Source organism: Xaviernesmea rhizosphaerae (assembly GCF_001938945.1).
In the GTDB taxonomy this organism is placed as follows: domain Bacteria; phylum Pseudomonadota; class Alphaproteobacteria; order Rhizobiales; family Rhizobiaceae; genus Xaviernesmea; species Xaviernesmea rhizosphaerae.
Genome location: NZ_MKIO01000040.1, coordinates 155,738 through 180,427, shown reverse-complemented (window position 1 = coordinate 180,427; position 24,690 = coordinate 155,738). Strand labels below are relative to the sequence as shown.

The 24,690-nt window shown below is 62.5% G+C and carries 29 protein-coding genes; 12 read left to right on the top strand and 17 right to left on the bottom strand.

Annotated elements, in window-relative coordinates; genetic code table 11:
* The first annotated feature begins 222 nt into the window (after positions 1–222).
* Positions 223–2,262, top strand: a complete 2,040-nt coding sequence (locus BJF92_RS20270; RefSeq protein ID WP_075636559.1) for an NAD(+) synthase — start codon at positions 223–225, stop codon at positions 2,260–2,262.
* A gap of 18 nt (positions 2,263–2,280) precedes the next feature.
* Here the strand turns inward: BJF92_RS20270 and BJF92_RS20265 are convergent, their stop codons facing one another.
* Positions 2,281–2,883, bottom strand: a complete 603-nt coding sequence (locus BJF92_RS20265; protein WP_075636558.1) for a cysteine hydrolase family protein — start codon at positions 2,881–2,883, stop codon at positions 2,281–2,283.
* A 235-nt stretch (positions 2,884–3,118) separates the two neighbouring features.
* On the opposite strand from BJF92_RS20265, the gene BJF92_RS20260 reads away from it, so the two are divergent.
* Both BJF92_RS20260 and BJF92_RS20255 read left to right on the top strand, forming a co-directional pair.
* Complete coding sequence (locus tag BJF92_RS20260; protein WP_075636557.1) at positions 3,119–3,976, top strand: SDR family oxidoreductase; 858 nt, start codon at positions 3,119–3,121, stop codon at positions 3,974–3,976.
* 451 nt (positions 3,977–4,427) lie between these two features.
* Positions 4,428–4,619, top strand: coding sequence for a hypothetical protein (locus BJF92_RS20255; RefSeq protein WP_078058288.1), 192 nt, complete (start codon positions 4,428–4,430; stop codon positions 4,617–4,619).
* Between the two features lie 168 nt (positions 4,620–4,787).
* On the opposite strand, the gene BJF92_RS20250 is transcribed toward BJF92_RS20255, so the two are convergent.
* From BJF92_RS20250 to BJF92_RS25660, 3 genes are all read right to left on the bottom strand, one after another.
* Positions 4,788–5,036: a hypothetical protein gene (locus BJF92_RS20250; RefSeq protein WP_075636556.1), complete on the bottom strand. Its 249-nt coding sequence runs from the start codon at positions 5,034–5,036 to the stop codon at positions 4,788–4,790.
* On the bottom strand, positions 5,033–5,347 hold the full coding sequence (locus tag BJF92_RS20245; RefSeq protein WP_075636555.1) for a hypothetical protein: 315 nt from the start codon (positions 5,345–5,347) through the stop codon (positions 5,033–5,035). Before BJF92_RS20245 ends, BJF92_RS20250 begins: the two co-directional genes overlap by 4 nt.
* 107 nt (positions 5,348–5,454) lie before the next feature.
* The gene (locus BJF92_RS25660; protein ID WP_158032257.1) at positions 5,455–5,610 is read right to left on the bottom strand and encodes a hypothetical protein; all 156 of its coding nucleotides are present in this window, start codon (positions 5,608–5,610) and stop codon (positions 5,455–5,457) included.
* 210 nt (positions 5,611–5,820) lie between these two features.
* Between BJF92_RS25660 and BJF92_RS20240 the strand changes: the two genes are divergently transcribed.
* Positions 5,821–7,218: a glycoside hydrolase family 28 protein gene (locus tag BJF92_RS20240; protein ID WP_078058287.1), complete on the top strand. Its 1,398-nt coding sequence runs from the start codon at positions 5,821–5,823 to the stop codon at positions 7,216–7,218.
* Between the two features lie 114 nt (positions 7,219–7,332).
* On the opposite strand, the gene BJF92_RS26280 is transcribed toward BJF92_RS20240, so the two are convergent.
* Entirely contained in the window at positions 7,333–9,072 is a 1,740-nt protein-coding gene (locus BJF92_RS26280) for a methyl-accepting chemotaxis protein (RefSeq protein ID WP_280938394.1), read from the bottom strand.
* Positions 9,073–9,690: 618 nt separating this feature from the next.
* Between BJF92_RS26280 and BJF92_RS20230 the strand changes: the two genes are divergently transcribed.
* Together BJF92_RS20230 and BJF92_RS20225 are read left to right on the top strand one after the other, a co-directional pair.
* Positions 9,691–10,761, top strand: a complete 1,071-nt coding sequence (locus tag BJF92_RS20230) for a porin (RefSeq protein WP_075636553.1) — start codon at positions 9,691–9,693, stop codon at positions 10,759–10,761.
* Between the two features lie 149 nt (positions 10,762–10,910).
* Positions 10,911–11,267 carry a hypothetical protein gene (locus BJF92_RS20225; protein WP_075636552.1) on the top strand — a complete coding sequence of 119 codons (357 nt, stop codon included), beginning with the start codon at positions 10,911–10,913 and terminating at the stop codon, positions 11,265–11,267.
* 989 nt (positions 11,268–12,256) lie between these two features.
* Here the strand turns inward: BJF92_RS20225 and BJF92_RS20220 are convergent.
* Positions 12,257–13,468, bottom strand: coding sequence for a tyrosine-type recombinase/integrase (locus BJF92_RS20220; RefSeq protein WP_143524123.1), 1,212 nt, complete (start codon positions 13,466–13,468; stop codon positions 12,257–12,259).
* Positions 13,469–13,602: 134 nt separating this feature from the next.
* Between BJF92_RS20220 and BJF92_RS25350 the strand changes: the two genes are divergently transcribed.
* On the top strand, positions 13,603–13,821 hold the full coding sequence (locus tag BJF92_RS25350; protein WP_143524122.1) for a hypothetical protein: 219 nt from the start codon (positions 13,603–13,605) through the stop codon (positions 13,819–13,821).
* 239 nt (positions 13,822–14,060) lie between these two features.
* On the opposite strand, the gene BJF92_RS20210 is transcribed toward BJF92_RS25350, so the two are convergent.
* From BJF92_RS20210 to BJF92_RS20165, 11 genes are all read right to left on the bottom strand, one after another.
* Positions 14,061–14,663, bottom strand: a complete 603-nt coding sequence (locus BJF92_RS20210) for a hypothetical protein (RefSeq protein WP_075636549.1) — start codon at positions 14,661–14,663, stop codon at positions 14,061–14,063.
* Entirely contained in the window at positions 14,656–15,276 is a 621-nt protein-coding gene (locus BJF92_RS20205) for a hypothetical protein (RefSeq protein WP_075636548.1), read from the bottom strand. Before BJF92_RS20205 ends, BJF92_RS20210 begins: the two co-directional genes overlap by 8 nt.
* Positions 15,263–15,517 (bottom strand): hypothetical protein, encoded by a 255-nt coding sequence (locus BJF92_RS20200; protein WP_075636547.1) that lies wholly within the window; start codon positions 15,515–15,517, stop codon positions 15,263–15,265. Before BJF92_RS20200 ends, BJF92_RS20205 begins: the two co-directional genes overlap by 14 nt.
* The gene (locus BJF92_RS20195; protein ID WP_075636546.1) at positions 15,507–15,980 is read right to left on the bottom strand and encodes a hypothetical protein; all 474 of its coding nucleotides are present in this window, start codon (positions 15,978–15,980) and stop codon (positions 15,507–15,509) included. Before BJF92_RS20195 ends, BJF92_RS20200 begins: the two co-directional genes overlap by 11 nt.
* The gene (locus BJF92_RS20190) at positions 15,980–16,330 is read right to left on the bottom strand and encodes a hypothetical protein (RefSeq protein ID WP_075636545.1); all 351 of its coding nucleotides are present in this window, start codon (positions 16,328–16,330) and stop codon (positions 15,980–15,982) included. Before BJF92_RS20190 ends, BJF92_RS20195 begins: the two co-directional genes overlap by 1 nt.
* On the bottom strand, positions 16,330–17,277 hold the full coding sequence (locus BJF92_RS20185) for a hypothetical protein (RefSeq protein ID WP_075636544.1): 948 nt from the start codon (positions 17,275–17,277) through the stop codon (positions 16,330–16,332). Before BJF92_RS20185 ends, BJF92_RS20190 begins: the two co-directional genes overlap by 1 nt.
* On the bottom strand, positions 17,274–17,696 hold the full coding sequence (locus BJF92_RS20180) for a hypothetical protein (RefSeq protein WP_075636543.1): 423 nt from the start codon (positions 17,694–17,696) through the stop codon (positions 17,274–17,276). The genes BJF92_RS20185 and BJF92_RS20180 overlap by 4 nt, the downstream gene beginning before the upstream one ends.
* A complete protein-coding gene (locus tag BJF92_RS20175) occupies positions 17,693–18,238 on the bottom strand; it encodes a metallophosphoesterase family protein (protein ID WP_075636542.1) in 546 nt (181 codons plus the stop codon). The genes BJF92_RS20180 and BJF92_RS20175 overlap by 4 nt, the downstream gene beginning before the upstream one ends.
* Positions 18,239–18,633: 395 nt before the next feature.
* Positions 18,634–18,765, bottom strand: coding sequence for a hypothetical protein (locus tag BJF92_RS26275; protein ID WP_280938392.1), 132 nt, complete (start codon positions 18,763–18,765; stop codon positions 18,634–18,636).
* Positions 18,766–18,898: 133 nt separating this feature from the next.
* Positions 18,899–19,681, bottom strand: a complete 783-nt coding sequence (locus BJF92_RS20170; RefSeq protein ID WP_075636541.1) for a hypothetical protein — start codon at positions 19,679–19,681, stop codon at positions 18,899–18,901.
* A complete protein-coding gene (locus tag BJF92_RS20165; protein WP_075636540.1) occupies positions 19,678–21,204 on the bottom strand; it encodes a replication initiation protein in 1,527 nt (508 codons plus the stop codon). Before BJF92_RS20165 ends, BJF92_RS20170 begins: the two co-directional genes overlap by 4 nt.
* Before the next feature lie 788 nt (positions 21,205–21,992).
* Between BJF92_RS20165 and BJF92_RS20160 the strand changes: the two genes are divergently transcribed.
* The 5 genes from BJF92_RS20160 (at position 21,993) to BJF92_RS20135 (ending at position 24,631) form a co-directional block, all read left to right on the top strand.
* The gene (locus BJF92_RS20160; protein WP_143524121.1) at positions 21,993–22,229 is read left to right on the top strand and encodes a hypothetical protein; all 237 of its coding nucleotides are present in this window, start codon (positions 21,993–21,995) and stop codon (positions 22,227–22,229) included.
* Between the two features lies 1 nt (position 22,230).
* On the top strand, positions 22,231–22,743 hold the full coding sequence (locus tag BJF92_RS20155) for a hypothetical protein (protein WP_143524120.1): 513 nt from the start codon (positions 22,231–22,233) through the stop codon (positions 22,741–22,743).
* A 159-nt stretch (positions 22,744–22,902) separates the two neighbouring features.
* Entirely contained in the window at positions 22,903–23,379 is a 477-nt protein-coding gene (locus BJF92_RS20150; RefSeq protein ID WP_075636537.1) for a hypothetical protein, read from the top strand.
* Positions 23,380–23,697: 318 nt separating this feature from the next.
* Entirely contained in the window at positions 23,698–24,306 is a 609-nt protein-coding gene (locus BJF92_RS20140; protein ID WP_075636535.1) for a hypothetical protein, read from the top strand.
* 19 nt (positions 24,307–24,325) lie between these two features.
* Positions 24,326–24,631 carry a hypothetical protein gene (locus tag BJF92_RS20135; RefSeq protein ID WP_075636534.1) on the top strand — a complete coding sequence of 102 codons (306 nt, stop codon included), beginning with the start codon at positions 24,326–24,328 and terminating at the stop codon, positions 24,629–24,631.
* Positions 24,632–24,690 lie beyond the last annotated feature (59 nt).

Sequence of the window (24,690 nt, the reverse complement as noted above, 5' to 3'; positions counted from 1 at the left end):
CCGGATTTTTCTGTCTCTGCACGAAAGCCGTTTCGCCCCTTCGCCGGATCGGCTAGACCATTCCCTGCCCAGGACAAGGCGTGTCCATGCCCCGGGCAGGATGGCACAGTCGTGCCCAGCCTGAAACTTGCCGCCGTTCTCGCTGTTCTGCCGGCTCCCGCCGCCGCGCGCGCCATGATGTCCATTATGGCGGCTGCCACAGAATGAAAGGGTCCGTCCCTCATGTCCTTCTTCTCCAGCTATCATCAGGGCTTCGTGCGCGTGGCCGCCTGCACGCCGGTCGTGAGCCTCGGCGATCCCGCCGCCAATGCCGCCGCGACCCTGGCGCTGGCCGAGGAGGGGCATCGCCGCGCGGCCGGGCTGATGGTGTTTCCAGAGCTGGGCATCTCGGGCTATTCGATCGACGATCTCTTAGGCCAGGCCGTGCTGCACGAGGCGGTGGATCAGGCGCTGGCCGGTCTCGTGGAAAAGAGCCGCGAGTTGATGCCGGTCCTGCTGGTCGGCGCGCCGCTGGTCCACAATGGCAAGCTCTACAATTGCGCCGTGGTCATCCATCGCGGCGCCATCCTCGGCGTCGTGCCGAAGACCCATCTGCCGAATTACCGCGAGTTCTACGAGAAGCGCTGGTTCGCGCCCGGCCGCGACATTCGCGGCGAGACGATCACGGTGGCCGGCCGCCCGGTGCCTTTCGGCGTCGATCTCCTGTTTGCCGCGCGCGATAGGGCCAATTTCGTCTTCCACGTCGAAATCTGCGAGGATGTCTGGTTGCCGGCCTGCCCGAGCGATTTCGGGGCGCTGGCCGGTGCGCTGATCCTCACCAATCTCTCGGCCAGCAACATCACCGTCGGCAAGTCCGACACGCGCCATCTGCTCTGCGCCGCGCAGTCGGAGCGCTGCTTTGCCGCCTATGTCTATGCCGCCGCCGGACCGGGCGAATCCACCACCGATGTCGCCTGGGACGGCCAGGCCTGCATCTACGAGCTTGGCCGCCTGCTGGCCGAGACCAGCCGCTTTCCCGCCGGCGCACAGATGTGTGTCGCCGATGTCGATGTCGACCGGCTCGCGCTCGAGCGCCTGCGCACTGGCAGCTTCAACGATGCCGGGCTGATGAACGGCCGGCCGGAGACGACGATGCGGCGCATCGGCTTCGATCTTGCGCCGCCGGAGGCGGATATCGGGCTGGAGCGGTCGATCTCGCGCTATCCCTTCGTGCCTGCCGATCCCGCCCGGCTCGACCAGGATTGCTACGAGACCGTCAACATTCAGGTGGAAGGCCTGATGCAGCGCCTGCGCACCACCCGGCTGAAGAAGCTGTGCATCGGCGTCTCGGGCGGGCTCGATTCCACTCATGCGCTGCTCATCGCCGCCAATGCCTTCGACCGGCTCGGCCTGCCGCGTTCCGGCATTCTCGGCTTCACCATGCCGGGTTTTGCCACGGGCGATGCGACGAAGAGCAATGCCTGGGCGCTGATGGACAGCCTGGGCATCACGGCAGAAGAGATCGACATCAAGCCGCTCGCCCATCAGCTCCTGAAGGATCTGCGCCATCCCTTCGCCGATGGCGAGAAGGTCTATGACATCACCTTCGAAAACGTCCAGGCCGGCCTGCGCACCGATTTCCTGTTCCGCGCCGCCAACCGCTATGATGCCATGGTGCTCGGCACCGGCGATCTCTCGGAGATCGCGCTCGGCTGGTCCACCTACGGCGTCGGCGACCAGATGAGCCATTACAACGTCAATGCCTCGGTGCCGAAGACGCTGATCCAGCATCTCATTCGCTGGATGATCCGCACTGGCCTGTTCAAGGCGGACACCAACGAGGTGCTGGGCGCCGTGCTCGACACGATCATCTCGCCGGAACTGGTGCCGGCGGACGAGAACGGGCAGATGCAGAGCACCGAGGACAAGATCGGCCCCTATGCCCTGCATGATTTCATGCTCTATTACACCACGCGCTTCGGCCTGAAGCCGTCCAAGGTGGCCTTCCTCGCCTATCACGCCTGGCGGGATGCAAACGCCGGAGACTGGCCGCCGGGCTTCCCGGCCGAAAGCCGGCAGGCCTATGATCTGGCGACGATCAAGCGCTGGTTCGAGACCTTCCTGTTCCGCTTCTTCACCATCAGCCAGTTCAAGCGCTCGGCCTCGCCGAACGGCCCGAAGGTCACCTCCGGCGGCTCGCTCTCGCCGCGCGGCGACTGGCGCGCGCCCTCCGACGGCAATGCCCGCGCCTGGATCGACGAGCTGAAGCGCAACGTGCCCTGATCCCGCGCAGGACCTTTCTCACCCCGCGCGGCTGAGAAAGGCCTCTGCCGTGAGGATCTCCACCTGCACGGAAAAGCGTGATCCGAGCAGCTCCAGCGAATCGTCATGGGTGGCATCCGTGCCGCTGCATAAGCCATCCTTGATCAGCGTGATGTGGTAGCCGAGGTCGACCGCGCCGAGCAAGGCGGCCATGACGCAGACATCGGTTTCGCCGCCCGTCATCACCAGCCGGCGCACGCCCTCGGCCTGAAGCAGCGGATGCAGCCGCCCGTCCGCCCAGGGTGAATAGACCGCCTTGTCGAATAGCCGCCCAGGCGGCACGAAGCGGGCAAGCTCGGGCATCAGCCCCAGCATCTCCGCCGGCAGCGCGGCCCGGGTCATCATCGGCCATTTCCGATAGTAATCCACCCAGGCGCCCGGCATGTCCTCCGCCTTTTCCGGCGTGATGAAGCGGGTGAAGAGGCTGCGCTCGGCATGGCGGCCGGCAATGGCCGAGACCTGTGGCAGGATGCGCGCCATCCACGGCACATGCCAAGGCGTGTCCTCGGAAAACAGCCGCTGCATGTCCACGCAGAGGTGACGCCAGTCGCCCTGTTCTTCTCGGTCGAAACTCTGTGCCATGGCCACCTCCGGAGACATTTTTTCGCTCTTAGAACTGGCGTCCGCCCCTCTGGTTTCAGACAGGCCCGCTCGGCATGACCTGCGCAGTGGGCGCCGGGAAATGTAAGCGGCAAAAACCTTTGGTGGGAACCATGCCGGGACCGGCACGTTGGACAGCCGTGGCCACTCCGCGCCTTAAGGGGCCGTCGCCACCCTTTTTCCCTGCAGATCCGCTCACCGAGACGAGGTAACGCCCATGAACGCCCATCCGCAGCCGCCCTTTCCCGACCAGCAGCAGCCCATGCCCGGCCTGACCGGCCAGATGGATCCGAAGCCTGATCACGGCGAAACCAGCTATAAGGGTTCCGGCCGGCTGGCGGGCAAGAAGGCCGTGATCACCGGCGGCGACAGCGGCATCGGCCGCGCGGTAGCCATTGCCTATGCCCGCGAAGGCGCGGACGTGCTGATCGCCTATCTCAACGAACATGAGGATGCCGAGGACACCAAACGCCTCGTTGAGGAGGCCGGCCGCAAGGCCGTGCTGGTTGCCGGCGATATCCAGACGGCCGAACATTGCCGCCGCATCATCGACACCGCCGTCAAGGAGCTTGGCGGAATCGATATCCTCGTCAACAATGCCGCGCATCAGGCGACCTTCAGCGATATCGGCGAGATTCCGGACGAGGAATGGGAACTGACCTTCAAGGTCAATATCCATGCCATGTTCTACCTGACCAAGGCCGCCGTGCCGCATATGAAGGAAGGCGGCGCGATCATCAACACGGCCTCCATCAATGCCGACAATCCCAATCCGTCGCTTCTGGCTTACGCGACCACCAAGGGCGCGATCCAGAATTTCACCGCCGGCCTTGCGCAGATGCTGGCCGAAAAGGGTATTCGCGCCAATGCCGTGGCGCCCGGCCCGATCTGGACCCCGTTGATCCCCTCGACCATGCCGGCCGAGAAGGTGTCGAATTTCGGCAAGCAGGTGCCGATGAAGCGCCCCGGACAGCCGGCTGAGCTCGCGACCGCCTATGTGATGCTGGCCGATCCCTTGTCGAGCTACGTCTCGGGCGCGACGATCGCGGTCACCGGCGGCAAGCCGATCATCTGACTCCGTTATCTGCTTGAATCCAAGAGCCCGGCGCGGTCCCTGCCACGCCGGGCTTTTTCGTGTGTCCCGTCGCGCGCCGGCCGGCGCATCGACTGCGGCAAAAGCATGGCGCAGGCTGCGCCGGGCACTCGCGACTTCAAGGGCATTGAGCCGACAAAGGATTTTCGGCAGAATGATCCCGCTTGCGTCTCTGTCTGGAGCGCACGGCATTTCAGGACGATCCGGGGGCGGATCGGCAGGGAATGAAACGACGGGGGTTCATGCCATGGGGTTGCGCGTGATCGCGGGCGGCGCGGGAGCGTCGGTCTTGCCGACTTTGCCGGAGGGCTGCCGGCCACGGCCGGCTTTGCGGGTCATTGAAGGGGTGGAGTGCGGTGCGACGGGGGAGAGATCGTCGCAACTCTCGCCAAGCGATGGCCTTGTTCCGAGCCTTTCTGATCTGCATGCGGAGATGGCCCGCAGGCTGGCCCCGCTCAATATGGCCCGCTGGGACGCAAGGCTGAAGGCCACGGGTCTGCCCGTGCCGCGCCACATTGATCGCAAGCGCCGCGAAATCGAATTCGTGGCTCAGGCGCTCGGCCGACTGGCGGCCATTCCCGCCGATTATCGCGACGACCTCTATTGGCCGGCGCTGCTGCCGTAACGGGCAAAGCGCAGCGTCGCAGTTTTACAGAGACGTGTTACCAGTCAGGCCACGCGGTTCGATGCATTGATCTGATGGCGGCCTAAGATCAAATGGCGCGGTGAAAGGCGTGCGGAAAGCCTTCGGGCTTTATCGGACCCGGAAGCCTTCCGCGCGCTCCAGCGCTGCTCAGCCGCGAAACTCTCCCTCATTCATGTCGCGCTCGTCATAACGCGGCGAGAACTCGGTGCCGACACGCTTGCCGTCCGGCCGCTTGTTTGCGGTGGCATCGTCCGAGCCGGTGATGACCGTGGGCTTGGCGCTGTGGACGCCATTGTTGTCGCTTGACGTGATGCCCTTGGCGAACTGGCCGGCGGCGTCGCTTTTTGTCGCGGATCTATCCCCCGCGCCCGTGCCGGGATTGGATTTGTCCTTCATGAGCCTGTCTTTCCTGCAACATCCGCACGAATGGTACCCTGTGCCTGCGGTTTTCCGTTTCGGGTTTCAGCCTGAGCGGCGCCGGTGCGCTCGCCCGTATCATCGTCGCCCTTCACCTTTACGGCTTCGCTGAGGTTGCGCCGTTCAGGATCTTCCAGGGTCTCGCCAAGGGCGTCGCGGTCATGGATCGGGTCGTCGGTTGCTTTGAGGTAGCCGCTGGGCCGCGTCTCCGGCGGACCCTCCCATACCGGCGATTGGGCGGTGGTGCCGGGCATGCCCGGCTGCGGGCTCTTCTGGTCGAGCTTCACCATCTGCGTCTCCTAGTGTGGGCGAAGACGGGAAGCGGTCCTGCGGATCCTGCCCGTTCGCCGGTTGGAAGAGTTCATCAATGCTTGCGCATCCACCGCCTTGCGGCGGCTCAGCGGGGCTTCGTACAGAAGCTGTCGATCGTCGCATCGCTTGTCTGCGTCCCGTCCGGCCGCGGCTTGCGCCGGCGCGTGCGGGCGAAGGCGATGATCGCGCCAAGAACGAAAGCTGCGCCTGCGATTGCGAAGAGCCAGGCGATGCTGTCCATGATCGTTCTCCCGTCGGGAGCTGGCCGGCGCTTGCCGCCAAGGGTGCTCGCGATAAAGAACGAACCATGGCCGGGCCGCTTTGTTCCTTGTCGGTTGGCCGATGTGCAAGAGGCAGCTCGAAAGCATGATGCTGTCATAAAAATGCACGGCTTGATGTGGTGCCGCTTGGCGGGCTGGCCCAAGCCCGTTCAAACAGGACCTGAAAAGACATGATCCAGACCCCGCGCCGTGCCTTCTTCTCTAACGCCGTTTGCCGTGTTGCGGGTCTTGCACTCGCGGCAAGCCTCGCTGCCCATGCCGCACTGGCCGAGGGCGACCGTCGCGCAGTGACGGAGCCCCTCTTGCCGGCGCAGCTCTGCGCCACTCTGCCGGCTCCCGGAGAGGCGCAGGCCGGAGCAGAGCCGGATGCGGCCACGGATACGGCGCGGCTTCAGGCGGCGATCGATGCCTGCCCGGCCGGCAAGGCGGTCAAGCTGGTGGCCGGGAGCGCCGGCGGGCGCTTCGTCAGCGGGCCGCTCACCTTGCGCTCGGGCGTCACGCTTTGGCTCGATCGGGGCGTGGTGCTGGCCGCCGTGGCGGACCCCAAGGCTTATGACCGGGGGCAAGGCCTTTGCGGCAGGATCGATGCCAAGGGCCAGGGCTGCCGTCCCTTCCTGCTCTTTTCGCAGACGCAAGGGGCCGGTCTGGTCGGCGACGGGGTGATCGATGGTCAGGGGGGAGCGGCCATGGCGGGCGGCAGCGAAACCTGGTGGCAGCTCGCCCGCCGGGCCCAGCGCGAGGGCGGCAAGCAGAACATTCCGCGCCTGATCCAGGTCGATCACGGCGCGGACCTCGTCTTCTACAGGGTCACGCTCAAGAATTCGCCGAATTTTCATATCCTGCTCAACGGCGTGAAGGGCGCCACGCTCTGGGGCGTGCGCATCGACACGCCGGCCGACGCCCGCAACACCGATGGCATCGATCCCGCCGGCTCCGAAGATGTGACGATCGCGCACAGTTTCGTGCGCACGGGCGATGACAATATCGCCATCAAGGCCGGAAGCGCCCCGACACGGCATGTGTCCCTGATCGACGATCATTTCTACTGGGGTCACGGCCTGTCGATCGGCAGCGAGACGCTTGCTGGCGTCAGCGATGTGCTGGTGCGCGACGTCACCATTGACGGCGCCACGTCGGGGCTGCGCATCAAGAGCGATGTCAGCCGTGGCGGGCTCGTCAGCAATATCCGCTATGAGAATGTCTGCCTGCGCGGCAATCGTCGGCCGATCGATTTCGACACGCATTATGACGAGAAGGCGCAGGGAACGGCGATCCCGGTCTATCGCGACATTCTTCTGCGCGCGGTCGCGGGAGGAACGGGCACGCTGGTACTGCGCGGCTATGATGCGGCCCATCCGCTCGACGTGCGCTTCGAGGGCGTCCGCTTCGATCCGGCCGTCGACTGGCAGGTGGAGAATGCGCAGATCGCCGCTGCGCCAGGCGGCCTTCTTCCGCCACCGCCCGTAGCCTTGTCCCCGCTTATGCCGAAGCCAATGGCCGTAACAGGGGAGCAGCCATCCGCCCCGGACTGCGCCGCGCGCTGGGTGGCGTTTCCCGCAACCCGGTGAACCCGCCCCTGAGTGTGCCCCTGGGGCCGGGCGTCATAACCGAATGAGACCGGCGGATGCCTTTCGGTCCGTCGGCCGGCGCGGATAAGTGCGCCGGCCGATATCGGTCGTCCGCTACCTGGAGAAGGCGGCGCGAAGCTTCTGCTGATAGGCGTGCGGCGCCGTCTCGCCGCGCGCGGGCGCGGCAAGGCCGGGCTCCCGCCGCCCGCCAGTCTGTCCGCCTCCGCCCTGCATCCTGAAATGCGCCAGAAGGCCGGTCAGCGTGTCGATTTCCTGGCTGAGATTGTGGCTGGCAGCCGTGGATTCCTCGACCATGGCGGCGTTCTGCTGGGTGTTCTGGTCGATGGTGTTCACCGCCGTGTTGATCTCCTGCAGACCGGTTGACTGCTCGCGCGCGGACTCAACGATGGCGCGGACATTGCGGTCGATCTGTTCGACATCGGTGACGATCTGGCGCAGCGACTGGCCGGTGCGGCCGACGAGATCGACGCCATTCTGCACCTGATTGCCCGAGGTCGAGATCAGCGCCTTGATCTCCTTGGCGGCCTGGGCCGATCTTTGGGCCAGCTCGCGCACCTCCTGCGCGACGACGGCAAAGCCCTTGCCGGCCTCGCCGGCGCGCGCGGCCTCCACCCCGGCATTCAGCGCCAGAAGATTGGTCTGGAAGGCGATTTCGTCGATCACGCCGATGATGTTGGAGATCTCGGCCGATGATTTCTCGATCTCGACCATGGCGGAAACGGCCTGGCCCATCACCTCGCCGGAGCGTTCCGCGCCGGCTCGTGCCCGGGCCACCAGGGCGCCGGCTTCCTCCGCGCGGGCGGTGGCATCGCGAACGGTCGTGGTGATCTGTTCGAGGGCCGCGGCCGTCTCTTCCACGGAAGCCGCCTGCTGTTCCGTCCGCTTGGCCAGATCATTGGCGGCGGTGCGGATCTCGCGTGCGCCGGCGTCGATGCCGCGGGCGCTCTCGCTCACCCCCTGAACCGTCTGCCGCAGCGTGTTCATGGCGCGGTTAAAGTCCTGGCGCAGCTGGTCGAGGTCTTCGGCAAAGGCCGTATCCAGGCGATAGTCCAGATCGCCGTCGGACAGAGCGGTCAGCCCGGAGGCGATATTGTCGATGGCGAAGCGGATCTGCGCGGCTTCGCGCTGGCGCAGCACGTCGCGCTGTTCGCGGTCGCGGTCGGATTGCTGGCGTGTGTCCGTCGCCTCCTGCTCCATGCGCTTCTGCGTGACGGCGGCGTCGCGGAAGATGGCGACGGCGGCGGCCATTTCGCCCAGCTCGTCCTTTCTCTCAAGCCCCGGCACCGTGCTGTCGGCATCGCCGGCCGCCAGCGCGGCCATGCGGGCGCGAAGCGCGTGCACCGGCTGGGTAATGCCGCGCCGCGAGACCAGGATGGCGGCCACGAGACCGAGCGAGAAGATCGTGAGCAGGCCGCCCAGCGTCGTCTTGATGGTGAAGACCGTCTGGTCCGACATGGCGTCGGAATCCTTCTGGACCCTGGCGATATGGTCGTCATTCCATTTGCGCATCTGCGTCGTCAGCTGAGAGATCAGCGGATCGGCTTCGCCCAGAAGGGCTTTTCCTTCTTCATCCTTGTTGAGCAGGCTGACGGCAACGGCCTTGTCCGTCAGTGCCAGGATTGTGTTCGCCTCCTTTTCAAAGGTCGAGAAGGCTCCTGCTTCTTGCGGCAGAAGCTCCGGCAGTCTGCGCAGCAGTTTGCCCAGCGCTTCCTTGTGGTCGATATAGGCCTTTTGCGCAGCTGCCGCTTCGGCAGATGCTCCGTCATAGACCATAATCTCGTATGCGCTGTAGGCCGTGGCGAAGATGCGCTGCCCGGCGCGGGCCATCAGCATGGTCACGGTTGCATCCTGGCTGATGAAGTCAGAATAAGCCTCGTCCGCTTTATAAAAGCGATAGCTTATCAAAGAAGCGCCGGTGCAACCTCCGGCAAAAAACAGGATGGTGATTGCCAGTATCTTTGTCTGGATGCGCATATTCTCTAGTATGGACATGATGGCCCTCGAGAAAGATTAGTCAATAGCAGCAAACAAGCTGCAATTCTGCTATAGATCGTTAGGAAAATTTCGCTAATCGGCGGTTAAGCCGAATCTTGCTGTCATCGTTAGTTTTAGGGAGGAAATTTTGCTTAGGATCGGCAAGGCTACGCCGCATTCAGGTCGATCCGCTTCGATCCGAGCTGCCTTGAGGAGGTCTTAACCTGCGCCCAGGCCAGCAGAAGGAATGCTGACCTTTGGGAAAGTTTGGGGGTAGGGGGCTTTCTCTGTGACCTTCGCCATCATCACACCGCCTGGGCGCAGGCGCCGTGCCAAATATGTGACACGCCGTCGCCGCTTCTTGCAGCATCACGGATCTGTCATCCGCCCTTCATGGCCGAAGCTTAAGCGCCTTTACACGGCGGGCGCGAACCAGTTCGGACTGTGGTTTGCCCGGCGCCAGGACAGGGGGCACATATGATGAAATTCGCTTTGCTTGCCAATGTGGCGGCCATTTCTTTGTTTGCAGGTTCGGCCTTTGCCGCTGACGCCATCGTTGCCGCCTCGCCAGAGCCGATGAGCTATGTCCGCGTCTGCGACGCCTTCGGCAAAGGCTATTTCTACATTCCCGGCACGGAAACCTGCTTGAAAGTCGGCGGCTATGTGCGGTTCGACTCGATCAATGGGGAAAGCCCCTTTGACGGCATCAACCGGGGATGGGCGCCGCACACGCGCGCGACGCTGCGCTTCGATGCGGCTTCCGACACCGAATATGGCGAACTTCATGGCTTCATGGAGCATCGTTATGACGTGCAGAACGGCGATTCCAAGTTCACGCTGATCAGCACCTATATCGAGCTCGGCGGCTTCCGTGCCGGCTATTCCGACTCCCGCTTCGACAAGTGGCTGGATTCGGCCGGCAACGTGGTCAATGACGACGTCATCGATTACTCGCCGCCGCGCACGAACCAGATCAGCTACGTCTATAAGGGCGCCAACGGCTTCAGCGCCCTGGTCGGTCTCGAAGAGGGCAATGGCTCCTACAAGACCGGCGATGCCGCCGAGCCGACCGGCTATTACCGCGCCAATGACTGGCCGCACACGCTGGCCGGCCTGAAGCTCAAGCAGGATTGGGGTGGTCTCTCGCTGATCGGCGGCTATGATACCGAGGCGGAAACCTTCGCGGGCAAGGCCCGCCTGGATCTGACGCTGACGAAAGCCTTCTCGATCTTCGTCATGGGTGGCTATCAGTCGGATTGGGACAATGAGCGCGGCCCGGGCAACACCCGCATGCGCAACTTCTTTGCCTCCTGGAATGGCGACTGGGCCGTGTGGAGCGGCTTCACCGCGAAGATGACGCCGAAGGCCTCGCTGAACGGCCAGGTCGCCTACGAGGAAGACGGCACATTTGCCAGCGCCCTCAATGTCAAATATGCGGTTGCCAGCGGCCTCAGCCTCCAGCCGGAACTGACCTACACCAAGTTCCACGGCCTGCGCGGCGATGGCGACGCCTTTGGCGGCACGATCCGCCTGCAGCGCGATTTCTGATCCTCAAGCGACGGATCGCGATGCCGGACCGGAAGCCCGCCTTCCGGTCCGGCGCAATCCATGTCTATGCTCCGTGACCCGGCACTGTGGAACGCCTGCAAGGGCGAGCGCATTGTGCCCGTGCGACTTTTCGCGACGAAGGAGGGATCATGAGCGAGACACGCAAGAAGATTTACGAGGCGCTGATCGACGGCGCCACCGACGGGCTGAGCGGTCAGCAGCTCTATGACCATGTCCGCAAGCGGGTGCCCAAGACGACCAGCAAGAAGCTCGTGCGTGCGGCGCTGCTGGCGCTGACCGATCCCGATGTCAACGACAAGCATGTGCTCGACGTCATCTACGCCCTTGCCATCCGGCATCGGCTCGACACGCTCCAGGCGCAGGATGGCGACCAGGACGACGAGCCCGTTGCGACCGTTCCCGTTCTCAAGAAATCCAAGAGTGAACTGCGTGGCGGCGTCAGCGGCGGCGGCTTGGAAGCGGGCAGGCGGGACGACGCAGGCTGAGATCGGCCGCTGGTAACGTCGGAACGACAGGGCAACGCGGCAGACGCGCCCTCTCACCCCCGCCTCGAGCATCGGACCGACAAGTGGGAACCGGTTTTCGGAAAAATCCGATGCAAAAACAAAAATCTAGAGCATCACACTGAGGACTGTTTTCAGTCCGGTGCTCTAGCGCGCGGGCGGCGATCCTGTCATGATGCATGACGGATATCACTTTACCGGTCTATTTCACAGGATGGAATGGTGCCGCTTACGTGACTCGAACACGTGACCCCATCATTACGAAGGTTGGGGTCTTAAGCTAGAAACCCCAGAAGTCTGGGATTCTCGTCACCGCTAACTGCTCCTGATTCCCGCTGTTTCACGCTGTTTCCGGAGATATCCGGAGACGTGGTCTTCTGTTATTCGGGATAGGCGATCCGCGCAAGGTTCCGCGGACCGTCCCATTCAAGCCGCATATGGGCGAGCAAATTCCGGCCGATAAGCACTTGGTCCTGCTTTCCAAACTGTGCGGAAAGTACCTTTGTCCGGAACAGCCTCTCGCCAGGGAGCCAGACTTCGGCTTCATACACCTTTGATACGACTGGAGCGCTGTTGGGGCCGCCGGTCGTGATTCCTTCGTCGAGGGGCTTGGCACCGGTTCCGATAAGAATCCGTTCGTCGACGTAAGTTTAATCCGCACCAGTGTCTATGAGAGCTGTCAGGTTCTGGACCGGCTTGCCGTTGAAGACGATGGTAGTTGGTGATCGTAGCCCAGTCTTCTGGAAGTCGCCGGGAGCGACACCGACAGCAGTCCACTCGTTGTTGAACGAGCGACCCTGCACACTGGGTGTCTTAGTTCGGTCGACATCCTGGACTTCGACAAATGTGGGGTCGAATTTACCGAAGGCCGCATACCGGAGCGGGGTGGTAACCATCTGCTGCGATCGCTACACCCCCGACCGCTACGCCCAACAGAAATGTAGCAGTACCTTGCCATACGTTCATAAGCTTCATGCAGCTTTCTTCTGTGCGAGTTTGTCTATCTGCTGACGGCGTGCAGTCCGTCGCGCATCGTCGATCTCTTTGTGAAAATCAGGCGAGAAGTGCCCATAGTGCCGGAGGATCACTTCTTCGGTCGTCGATAGGTAACTTGCAATGATCGACAGCGGAACCCGCTTCTGCATCAGCCATGAGGCGCAGGTGTGCTTGCATGTGTGACGGTTGACGACCTTCGCACGTTCATTCGAGAGGACCTCATGCTTAAGGTTGAAGAAACCCTTGCGCGTGGAACCTACTCCACGCGTGGACTTGATGACGTCGTCTCCCTCTTTCGCCCAACGCCGAAGGTGCGACAGAAGGTCGTCAGGGATGCGAACGGGATCCGCGCGCTTGTTGACCGGAGACTTGTTTGCCACTCCAGCACGGTAAAAGATCCCGTTCTCGAGATCGATCCATGGTCGGTCGGCGTGGTTCTTAAAAGATGCTTGCTCGATGCGCTCGGCACGGGTCCCCGTCTTGACTGCAATCAGCAAGAATCGGGCAATGTGCTTCGATGTATGGATACCTATCCCAGGCTTTCCCATCGCCATGTTCTTTCGGCGGTATGCGGTCCATACGAGCTTGGCGATTTCCGATCTGGTATAGAATGTCATCCGCGGCTCGGGTGGAGGTGGAAGCTCCCAATCGACGATGTGACCGCGCAGCTCACACAGCCCTTTCTGGATCCCGTAGTTGATGATCGACTTAAGTTCGGCCAGTTCACGAAGCGTTGTTGATGCAGCTAGTGGCTTCCCGGCACGGGCTTTCTTCTGATACTCGTCGATCGTCTTCTCGTTGATCTGATAGACTGTCTTGCCACCCCAAAACTTGATCAGCCGCTCTATCATATTCAGGTAATCACGGAGCTTCGTCTTCGATTTCGCCTGGATCTTGGCTTCATGGCGCTCGATGAAAAATCGAATGAGATCCACGACGAAGACCTCGCGCACGCCTCGGCCGCGTTCTTCGACAATCTCATGAACTGACCTCTTGGCGTGCTGCTCTACTTCGTACTTGAGCCGCGCTGCCTCAGCCTGTTCACGACATTCAAGGCCGAAGCCTGTGCTAATTCGGGTCGTTCCATCGGCGATGGCCCAGTAGCCGTGCGCCCGGAGCTTTCCGGTGTCTTTGTTGTACTTCGGCTTGATCCAAATGAGATGCGGAGGCTGGCGTCGTCTTGGCATTCTGTCCACTCTTTGATCGTCTGACGCGAGACCAGGAATTTCCCGGCTTTGAATGGCGGGACACGCCGAAGGCGCCCCGCCTTGATTTCTTCGTAGAGCGCCTTGGCCGTGATGTGCCGACTGGGGATGCCTTCGTGTTCCACGTAAAGCTTGCCGCCCAGTTCCGGCAGACAGCAGGCCTCCGCGATCGACAGCGGTTCGCTCTCGTGCGGTTCCCGAAGCTTGGGCTCATCCAGAGACCTACGGATTACTTCTACAAGGTCGAACGCCTCCCGCATGTTGTCTTCGTCACGCTGCGCGATGCGGTCGAACTCCTCCGCCACCGCAGCCATCTCAGCATCGACATCGACTAGATCAGAATCTCCGTCCGGCCTCCCGTCGTCGTAGAAGTAGTCGTCGTCACCAGGAAGGTAACGTCGTAGGTCCATTCTGAGCGGCATACTCGGTCTCCTGCTTTCGCTTGCGACTGAACATGAAAACGGTTTTCGAGAAGTTCCCCGGTTTGGTGAACGCTGAAGTAAGGTGAATCCTTTCTTCCTGCGCGCGGCTGGCGACATGCAGCACCAATGGGGCGAGACGGCGTCCATCCTCATCAGTGCCGAGTGTTTTCCGGGATGCTACCGAGGAGCTGAGCAAGCTCTTCGTCATGCTCTTCGTCATGTGGGTGCTCAACCAGATGAATCCTGAAGCCAAGCTCGAGGGAGCTGTAATAGACCTCCGCTCGGTCAATCCGCAGAAAATCGCAGACGTCGCGCATCTCTGCCTGTCCCTCAGACCAACGGCGCAGGATATCCTCTCGCTCTTGGATCTCGTCGCCGTATCCGGCCGGCGGCGAGAACCGCTGACACGCGTTGTCGAGCTCGAAGATCTTGCCATCGTGCTCCGGCCAAAGCTCGCCTACGAGGTGGGCATGTCCACCGCAGAAGACGCGTGCGCGGGTCTTTCCGATCCGAAGCCGCCCCGGACGCCCGCAGACTTCGCATGTGTAGTACGACCGGAGGCGTGCGACCTGTCTCCAGCCTTCCAGGTTATCGAGTTCTTTGTCTGTAAGATAAACAAGACCTGTGTGAGACAGATGAAGAGCACCATGAACGCGGGTGGCCCTCGTCAAAGTCCAAGCTCCCAGTGCGGAGGCCATCACGACGGCATCAAGAATGATAGCACTCCATCCGCGACCGACTTTGATCTCAATCATGCGGCAGCTCCGACAACAATGCGCCGTCGGATGCAGGGTCTGCGATCACTCCATCCCCCGGCAGCACCGGCTCCGCGAGCCGCGCATGCTTGTCGCACAGTGTAAGGCTCCGGCTCGGGCTGTATCGGAACCTTCCGTGACGACCGCATTCCTCGCAGACAGCGAGCGACATCAGTCTAATCTCCTCCCGGAGCCGCTCGAGTTCATTGTACGCGGCCGGCTGATCCCGATCATATTCGAACCCAAGCACTAGGTATCCCGACTGCTCCTTCGCCTTCCGGAGCCGCATGCTCCACTGCGCTGGCATCCAGCGAATGCGATCGCAGACGTGCTCGAGTATCGATTTCCATCCCGGCCGGATCGCCAGCACGGCGTCTTCGACGAGGACATCCGCATATCGCTCGCGGAGCCTCACGAAGCGACGATGGCGGAGCATGTGCTCGTATGTCCGGAGATCGCGCTCGTGGATCACACCTGTTGTCGATGTCCAGAAATCGGCGCCTTCGGCATCGAGGACGGTCGGGATCCTGTCGACGCGGTCGAGGAGATCGCGCAGATACGACAGCGATACCCCGAGGCGGCCGGCGGCTTCTTGCAGGCTAATGAACGCCACGAAGACCTCCGTGATTGAGACGCATCCGGATCGTGCGCAGGAGACGAGCCTCGACGAGTTCTCGCTCCTCGAATGTGAGCTCATCGACATGGTTGTCGAGATCGTCCCGCACCCATTGCTCGATGTCCTCTTCGTGCGGAGCCGGGTCACCGGTGTACTTGAGAAGGAAGCCGCGGACGCAGTCGTGCATCGCAGGCGTCATCCGCTCGATGAGCCGCGTGTAGTCGAGATCAGACTGCATGGTGCATCCTCCTTCCCAGCCGGATCCAGAAGACATCGGTACGGGCGGCGTCGGCATGCCTGTCGACGTGCAGGAGCGGATACCATCGCCAGTCACGGTCATCATCACGAACCCATAGCCGGCCCCCCACTCGACATTGGGGCCTGCCGTCGATCCACATCAGCTCGACGGAATATGGGTCAAGAAGCCCGGCGAGATCGAGCGCACCAGCAGACGGTCCTACCCACCACCGAGGGTGCGGCGGCGGGTGCAGGCGCCCGTTTGCGGCTTTATCGAGTAACTTCCGACCCGACCGGAAAGCTTCCCTGTCGCCGCTGTTGATTAGGTGCCATCCGACCATTCTGAGGACAACATCGTCCTCCTTGCCGAAATCCTCCACGTGCACGTCGAGGAGGTGCTGGACATGGCGTTCTATTGCCGCATGCAGCAGTTCGCGCGATGTTCGTCGGATCGCGACAGTCATCAGATCACCTCGTGTAGATCGCATCGGGTCGCGTACGTACCCGTCTCCGACACCCGGAGCCGCCCCGGCGCACCGCAAACTTCGCAGGTCTTCAGCGCTGTCTCTTCCGCCGCTCGGATGATGTCCGCCCAGCGGATTTTGTTTTCCGTTGGAAGCGTGGTTGGTGCCACGATGGACATCTGTAAGCAGCCCATTTTCTCTCGGATGCGCCGGATCTCGATGGGGACGCCGAAGGATTCAAGACGCGTTAGGCAATCGTCAATCACCGGGAGCCAACCGTCGTCGCACGAGACGTAGAGGCTACCTTGAGCGAGCGGATGGCGTGAGAACATTGCGCGGGACCCGGTCATTACGCGTCTCCAGCCGGATGTTCGACGTCCACGAGAGAATCCGTCTCGATGTCGTAGCGAACAAAACCGTCGAGCGTAGCACGCACGAATCCCAGGTCGCGCTCCCGGATGAGCGTCCCCACTGCGTGGTCGTCGCAGAGTGTCTGGATGTCTCCATCAATTGCGTAGCCGTGCCCGCGCCGTCCGCACTCGCGACAGGTCGTCAGGCTCCTCGCTTCGAGGAGGATGCCGAGGCGCTCGAGTGAATCGAAGCGCGGATCGGTCATGGACATCGGCCGCGACGTAGACTCGAGATCAAGACCCCCATGGGCTTCAACGATCCGCTGGATGCGGAAGTCAGCGCCTTCCATCGACGTTGCGGCGGCACGAAGGTATTCGTCGAGGATGGCTAGCCAGCCGACTGGGACGTGGTCGACGGCGCCCACCGAGAGGATGCCACGGTAGGTCTGGTAGATCTTCTCCGCAGTCAGTTCGTCAACGCGCATCCGGTCCAGGAGATGATCGTAGACCCAGTACTGGCCACCGATACGATGTCGACGCTCTCGGCGAATGATAGGCCACGCCGTCTGGTCGCGGGGCATATGACGATGACAGCGGCAACGGAGCCACTCAGCACTACCGTCCGGCGGCCGACGGATGGAGCCGATCTCCCCGCAGACCTCACACAGATAGCGGCTGCGCTCCTCGGCGAGGACTTTCGCGAGGCGCACCGCGGCTTCCTGTTCCGGCGAGAGCCCATCCGTGTGCATCGACACACGCAGACCACCCATCTTCTCGCCCAGCTCGGTAATCTTTACGGATCCGGCAGGCAGCCGCTCGAGATCCAAGCACATCTGCCAAACGATCCCGCGCCATCCGGTTCCGACGTCAGTGTACCGACAGTCACCGCAGACCATCGGAAAGGATCCCCGCAGCACCTCCGGACGAATTCGCTCAAGCTCGATCATCCGATTTCCTTCCGGAAGGCGTCGGCGCAGTCAGTACACAGGAGGCGGTCGCCCAGCACGACATCGGGAGCAGACAGCAAGGATTCGAGGCCTACCTTGACGACCATGCGGGCGGGCTTGCTGCAGTGCTCGCATGTGCGGCGAGCGGCCTCCTCGGCATCCGCGATGATGTCCCCGGCTCCAGCAGCTCCACCGGTCGTGACAATCTCCAGCCAGCCGGCGTTGCGGCTCTCGATCCGGACCACCCGGAGATCCCGACGGTGCGGCAGGCGTCCGATCTGTGCGAACATATGGTCGACGAGGGCGTAAAGGCCGGAGCGGACGGAGATCATCTCCAGCGGCGGGACGAGATCGCCGTAGAGCGTGCGGAGGAGGCGGTGCTGGTCGGGGTCGAAGCCTTTCGGAAAGCCGTTGGTCATTTCAGCCCCCAGTGCGCAGTGAGTTCTTTGAAAGTTCGAGGGGTGTAGGCGACGTCCGGCATGTCGACGCCGACATCCCGGCTCAGGCCGGTCTCCGGAAGGTGCCCGTGCGAATGCCCATAGAAATGGACGGCACCCTTCATCTGGTGCTGCCAAGAGCGTTGGGCGTAGTGAGCCATCACAATCCGGCGCCCACCGTCGTCAGTGAATCGGAACCCGGTTGGCGGCGCTTCCCAGGCCAACGACAGCAGCGTCTCGTGCGCGTTCCCATGCCTGTCGACATCATGGTTGCCGACGATCAGGAACTTGCGGCCGTTGAGCCGAGAGAAAATCCACCGCACGCGGTCAGCGCGCTCGTGCAGCGCCATAGCAAAATCGCCCAGGTGAAAGACGATGTCGTCCTCGCCAACGACGGCATTCCACCGGTCGATCAAGAACTCGTCATGGTCTTCGATGCTCGCGAACAAACGCGGCTGCATAGTCAGAATATTGGTGTGACCGAAATGGGTGTCAGAGGTGTAGAACTTGCGGACGTAAGTCATGCGGAACTCCTGGATAGAACATACGAAAGCGGCCGCCGCGTGGGCGTCAGGCTATCGGTGCTATTCGGAGTACCTTCATCTTCGTCTTTTCCTTCTCTTCGCCTTACCTAACAGGTCCCCGCATGCTTGGGAGCCCGCTATTTTCGCCGTCCGAGACGATACATCCTGCTCCTGCAAACAGCCCACCGCGGCGGCTCCTGGTCGTCGAGCCGAAGGACATCCGACGAATACCCGCGATGTCCTTCACCAATCTCCGGATGCCCGTAGAATACTCCGTGCAGCCGCGTCTGGTCGAAGGACTTCCGCAGCGCCGCAGGGACGAGTTCCCATTCCTCGACCAGTGGTGCGACAGCCAGTTCCTCGTCTGTCGGTTTCCTAATCTCCATCACCGCACTCTAGCCGGCGAGATCTAAGAATTCGCGATCGTCGCCGTTGAAGTGCGGGTGCCGGCGGATTTCCTCCTGGATCGCGCGAATGCGCTCTTCGCAGTCGTAGAGGTCGAAGAAGGCGTCAACGACGGCCTGCACCTCGGGACTGATTTCGGTCTGTTCCGGAAGGGCTTCGTCTGCAGGGGAGAAGGTGCGGTCTGAGGCATGCCGGTCTCCTTAGAAGTTGGGGACCGGCAATAAGACGCCATTCTTGTCGGGCGTCAACAAGGAGCTACTCGCCCCAGCCCCACAGCTCGTGGCGCATCAGGGGCTGGCCTACGCGGTCGGGGTTCGCTCCGAAATAGGCCTCGCGAAGGATTGCTTTCAGTTCCGGCTCCGGGCGACTTCCAGCGGAGAAGGGGCGGCCGGTCAGCGCGGCGATGCGCTGTTCGTACCGACGTCGCTGGGAGTCGTCTTGAATGTGGCGCTCGATCTGAGCCACGCGCTTCAGGTCCTCGTCCAGGCGGGTCGATGGGGTCGTCTGCCGGGCCAGCTTGGCTAGGTCCTTCTTCTCTCGCCGGCTACCGTACTCGCCGGTGTAAACGGTATCCGGCAGAGACGCGGCGATCTCCTCGTCCGCGCTGAGCCGCCCGCCGCCGTGGCTGAGGATCCACGCTGCCCTGATCCGAAGAGAGACCGCGTTGGGACGGCCGAGCCGCAGTTCGTCGATCCAGCTATAGCTCCCGTGCACTATATACCACGGTACGCGGCGTCCCTCGGACAACGACAGGAGTGACTTCGACAGGATGCCGTCGAGGGCGATGTCGGCCGCGTGGATCGCGGGGAACCTGTCGGGCCATCCGGAGACGAGAGTGTTCATCCAGCTCTTCAGGTAGCCCGGCAGGTGATCCTCTGTGTACCGGCGCAGGATGACGTACAGGCGGTCGATCTCCTCCTTCCCCGCATCGGACAGCAGAGGCCGCAGAAACGGGGGGACGTGCGCGCGCTGCAGTGGCCTTGCCATCTCATCTAGCTTCGCACGGATCTCAGCGGCAGTCGGGGTGGTCTTGGTCATGCTGCGTACTCCTGCTGACCCACGAGATAGGGGCCAATCTTCCCGAGGATAGCGGTGACGTCGTCCTCGATCATCGGCTGCTCGACTTCCCACTCGTCCTGTTGCCCCGCGTCCAGGAAGCGCACGCGGAGAGTCTTCTTGTCAGCACCGGCAGAGCGACCGAGCCAGACGTGATCAGTGATCGGCTTGAAGACGAGCGCGGTCTGAGACGCCGCGTCGAGCCTCGGATCCACATTGATGATGATCTCGCGCGCTTCGTCGAAGCCGACGGCTACAGGAGATGTAACGGATTCCTCCGGTGCCGTTGTCGTTGCCGTCAGGCGGCTTGCCCGAGCCTCACGCCCGACCGCGCCGAGGTCGCGGATCTGATCGCGGGACCGAAGCGACAGGTCAGGTTCTGCGGCTTCTTCGGCCACGAAGCCCCAGGCTGCGGTGTCGGCGCCGACGGCGGCGATCCTTTCGCGGAGGCTTTCGCCGCGGTAGACACGCTGATCACACTGCCGGGACAGCGGAACGCCGCTGTTCATCTCGTTCAGCGCAGCTAGCCATAACTCCCACCAATCGCGAGGCGTGAGCAGCTTGCGGCCGGGGACGTCGAACTGAGCGGCCGCTTTGATCCAGAGCAGCGACTCGACATGCAGATCTTCTACGTCTCTTCCGCCCACGTACCGGAGGTCTTCCTTCTCGACTGTGAGCCGGGTCTTGAACCTGCTGGGTGCCGCAAGCTCAAGTCGGAACTCGATCCGCTCGAGCGGATTCCCTCGCCCCTTGCCCGCGTGCGTCAGTAGAGATAACTTGAACGCGTTGACCGCAGCGAAGTCCCTCGGGAGCACGGACAGGACGCGCTCACGCAGCTTGCCAACATGCAGGCTACCGTCCCGGCTCCGAGGAAAAGAGACCCATTCCGCCAGCTCCGCCGGAGTGACGGTTACTTGGAAGACGTTGTCTCCGCCGGCTTCCCACCGCTTGCCGCTCTCGGCGATGGCAGCAACCAGACGACGGTAGACCCGCGAGGAGTAAGTGGAAGACATTGCCGGAAGCGCCGCGAGCTCGACATATGCGTAGCGCGCGCGGTCGGACATCACGATGCGAAGCGGCTCCGGTAGCTGGAACACGATGTCGTCAGCCGTATCCGTCGTTCGGAGCCAGGACACGAGCAACGGCACGTCCTCGAAGACAGCGCCGTCATGGCGAAAAGTGACCGTTGTCATCTTCAGCCGATTGAGCGACGCTTTCACGTGGTCGCGACGCGCATCCTGCCCCAAATAGCGGAGCACGTGGCTCATGGGGATCGCAGACGTCTCTCCGTTCATTCCGCGGTCGATCTCGTATGCGAAGGAGATCAGCAGCTCGTGCAGAGCGGCGTCGTCCGCAGTCATCGTCGTCCCGCCGGTCACCGTCAGGCTGCTCAGCAGTTCGACGGGCCTCGGGGACTCTGGAGCGACTCTCATGATCTGGCCGGGCATCCCCAGCGCTTTCAGAAGGCTGCCCACCGGGCCGGGGGCGAATGCTGTTTTCGTCATGGCCGATCTCCTCTTGCACCTATGATTGTCGCCGGCGGAACACAGCGCAAGGTCTTCGTCCAATATTTTCGTATGAGGGGACGAAACGATGGACGTTATTTCGTCCCGAGTCTGCTACGTTAAGGACGAAAGCTTCTGGCGCAGGGTTTCGTCCAAAATTTACCGAACAGGATCTGCGTCTTCGTCCGTCGATGATACCTCTCTGGACAGAGAAACCGGGAATCTTGGGACGAAGACATCCGTGAGGTATCGCTAATGTCGGGAATTGTGGGACGATAAGAATGTGGACGAATCCCCGCCGCGCAAGGCGTTTCAGGCCCCTCTCGCGTACGCGCGCGTAAATACCAAGTAGATAAGGCCCGGAGGCATCGTTTGGTGGGTATCCGGATCGGGTTTTTTCTGGTTGCCGCTTGGTCGGCCTTCGGCCTCGTGGTGCTTCGCACTGCGACTGCCGTGCGCCCGTGGAGGCCCAGTCAGCACTCGCGGCCGTGAAGTCTCCGACGCCGCCGAAGAGGATAAGACTGTTGGATAACCGGCGGCATGGATAAAGCCATTCGGTGGAATCTCGCGTAGGGACGGCGGACTTCCTCGAACGATTGATACGCCGGCGGTTTTGTCTCTTGCGGCTCCGTGCCCGAAAGTCTCGTAGGGACGGTAGGTACCGTCACGTAGGGACGCGGAGGTGCGAGATGCCGAGGGAAGCGAAGCCGGAGAACGGGGCGAAGAGGCTGAAGACCGAACGGTGGCGTGCAGGGCAGCGAGCCATCCGGCGGCCAGAGGCGGCTCATGTGGATGTCGCGCTGGCAGCGGCCTTCGCAGCGACGCTAGTTGAACTGGGGCAGCGCAATGAGGCTCCGGCACCGTTGTTCGATGTCGTGACGACGGCGATCAGTATGCTGGAAGCGCGCGGCTTCGACTCAAAGGCCGCCAAGCGGAAGACGCACGAGCGGCTCCAGTTCCGGAAGGACCTCCCTAAACTCCGCGGCATGCTGGCTCCGTCGAAAATCGTCACTACGGGGTCCTGAATTGGACGACACTTCCACCCGTTACTCCGCAACCGAGAATCGAGAATCCGTCGAAGCTCGTAGAGACGCGTTGGATGCAATCTTCGGGCCCCGGCGCGTAACCCTCAAGCGCCCGAAGACTGCACTCGAGAAAATCGCAGCGCGTGCAAAAGGCAAGAAATACAGGCTGACGATGACGAGCGACACCGCAGTTCCGAGCATGGGTGCCGTCCTGCCCATCCTGCCCATACCGCAGTCGGTGGTCGAGAAACATCAACGGCAAGAACGTCGGCGCACGGTTCTCACCGCGGCTCTCGATGTCCTGACATCCGTAGCCGCGCAGGATGCGGACGGAGCGCGGCAGCAAAACGGCGTCGGATTCAACAAGGCGGATTCCAGCCTTGGTCACCGACTGTCTCGTATCCCGGTCGACCGGCTGATGAAAGACCGCACGACCGCGGAACAGGTTCTAAAGCTGGCGGCACGTTATCGCGGTCAGGCATCCGCGCTCAGGCAGATCAACCTATTCGAATGACCTTGCGGCGCCCGCCGCCGGCTGCCACCATATTGCCTATACCTCCTCCGGGGGGTCGCGTTTCTCCTTCCGATTGGCCGGGCCTGTCCCGGCCTCTTTTTTCCTGTTGCGCCATTCCGCCGGCGGTCACAACGTTAATGCAGGGAACGGGAGGGTAGCATGCGCCAGATTGCGGCGAACGGGCGGCACTATTTTCATCACGATCTTGACGAGCGCATAATCTACCATCGGGTGGGCTTCGCTTGGCAGTGGTACGATCTTCTCGCTGCGTGGGACCGTTTCCAGCGACACCAGCTTCTGGACTGCGACGACGGCTTCTGCGCAATCGCAGATGTCCTCCGAGGCGCGCGTCGAGAGACGTTCTACGTTGAAGATGTGGTCGTCGATCCTCGGACAGGCGACACGGATGTCGCGGTCTACGCTCACCCTGCCGCTCTTCGTGAGCTGATAGCGGGCTGCAGAGAGCTCCGGGACATGATGAACAGCGACGCCGCCGGCGCCTTCATCGGCTACCAGGCACCGCCGCTCCTGAATTCTGATGAGGAAGCAACCGTACGGCAGCTCATCGGCGTCCTCGAGAAATCAGTCGACGACACGATCGTTCCGTTCCGTCAGCGCGCACCGGAGGCTGCGTGACCGGCGAACGTCCCCCGCACCCGGCTCTCATGCACTTGATCGAGACGGCCCGCGCTTTTGCGGCTTCTTGCAGCGACGATGGCAGGAGCTACAGGACCGGTCACTACGAAGGCTTGGCGCACGGTTCGCGACTTCTGACGCGGCAGGAGTTTGCCGACGCTGCAGTCGCCGCTCGCTCGCAGTCGGATCTCAACTACACCTACGGCTTCCTCCGCGGCCTCCAGCACGCCTTCAGCGTTGTCCTGCCCCGCGAATAACTTCTCCTTGTAGCTTTCAGCCGGCCGCCGGAGCCTCGTGTGAGGGAACGGCGGGAATGGCATGGCGAAGAAGCGGAAGAGCAAGGGGAAGAACATCTCCCTGGGCGTGACGGACGATGAGATCGACCGCGGCACCGGCGAGACGCGCCGCCGCCTCACTCCTGATCCCCTGATGTCCGACAGCCTCCATGCGCACCGCATCCCCGCGGGCATGCGCATCCGCACGGCCCTCGAAGAAGGCATTGGCTGCAAGGCTCTCGATATGGTCCGCATAGGCATGACGTCGGGCGCCTCCTCCGGCATCACGCAGCCGACGCCGCTCGACCGGCTTCTGGTCGAACGCACTTGGCTCGACCGCTGGCGCAACGCCTGTGACCACAAGTGCCTTCATCATGCCTTCGCCGAAGAATTCGCCATCGGCCACTCGCTCCGCCAGATCGCAGAACGTCACGTCCTGTCCCGCCACAAGGTCAGCCAGCTCGTCTACGACGGCCTTGATCTCTATGCGGAGCTTCGCGGATTCCTCCCGAAGCCCAACGGCTCGAAGGCCTCCATCCGCGTCTTGGAGAACCCCAATTTCGTCGCGCCGCCGGCTGCCGACGATCACGAACCCGCTCCGTGGAAGCTGCCTGTCAAGGCGCGGCTCCGGAACCGGAACCTCACCAACTGAACGCCAAAGGGAGACACGCATGCAGTACAGCACGACCAACATATTCACCGCCGACGAAGCCATCGCCTTCGTCATCGAGAACGCGCAGAAGCCGCACACGGACAAGACGAGGGTTTCCCAGGCAGCACTAAAGAGGATGCACCCGCTGGTTCGAAGGGCGAACATTCTCTGGAAACGGGTCGAGACGAACCACCGGTCTAGACAGGCCACGATTCCGTTCTGGGAAGAGCGGACCACAACTCCATTCCAGATCAGTGGTCCCCATCGCGACGAGCACCGTCGCAGCGGTGCTGCTGAGGCAAAGGAGCGCCGGAAGGATTCGTGACTCACCATTTCTTCAGAGGTTTCGCCCCAGTGAAAGATCACTGGGGCATGAAGAGGTAT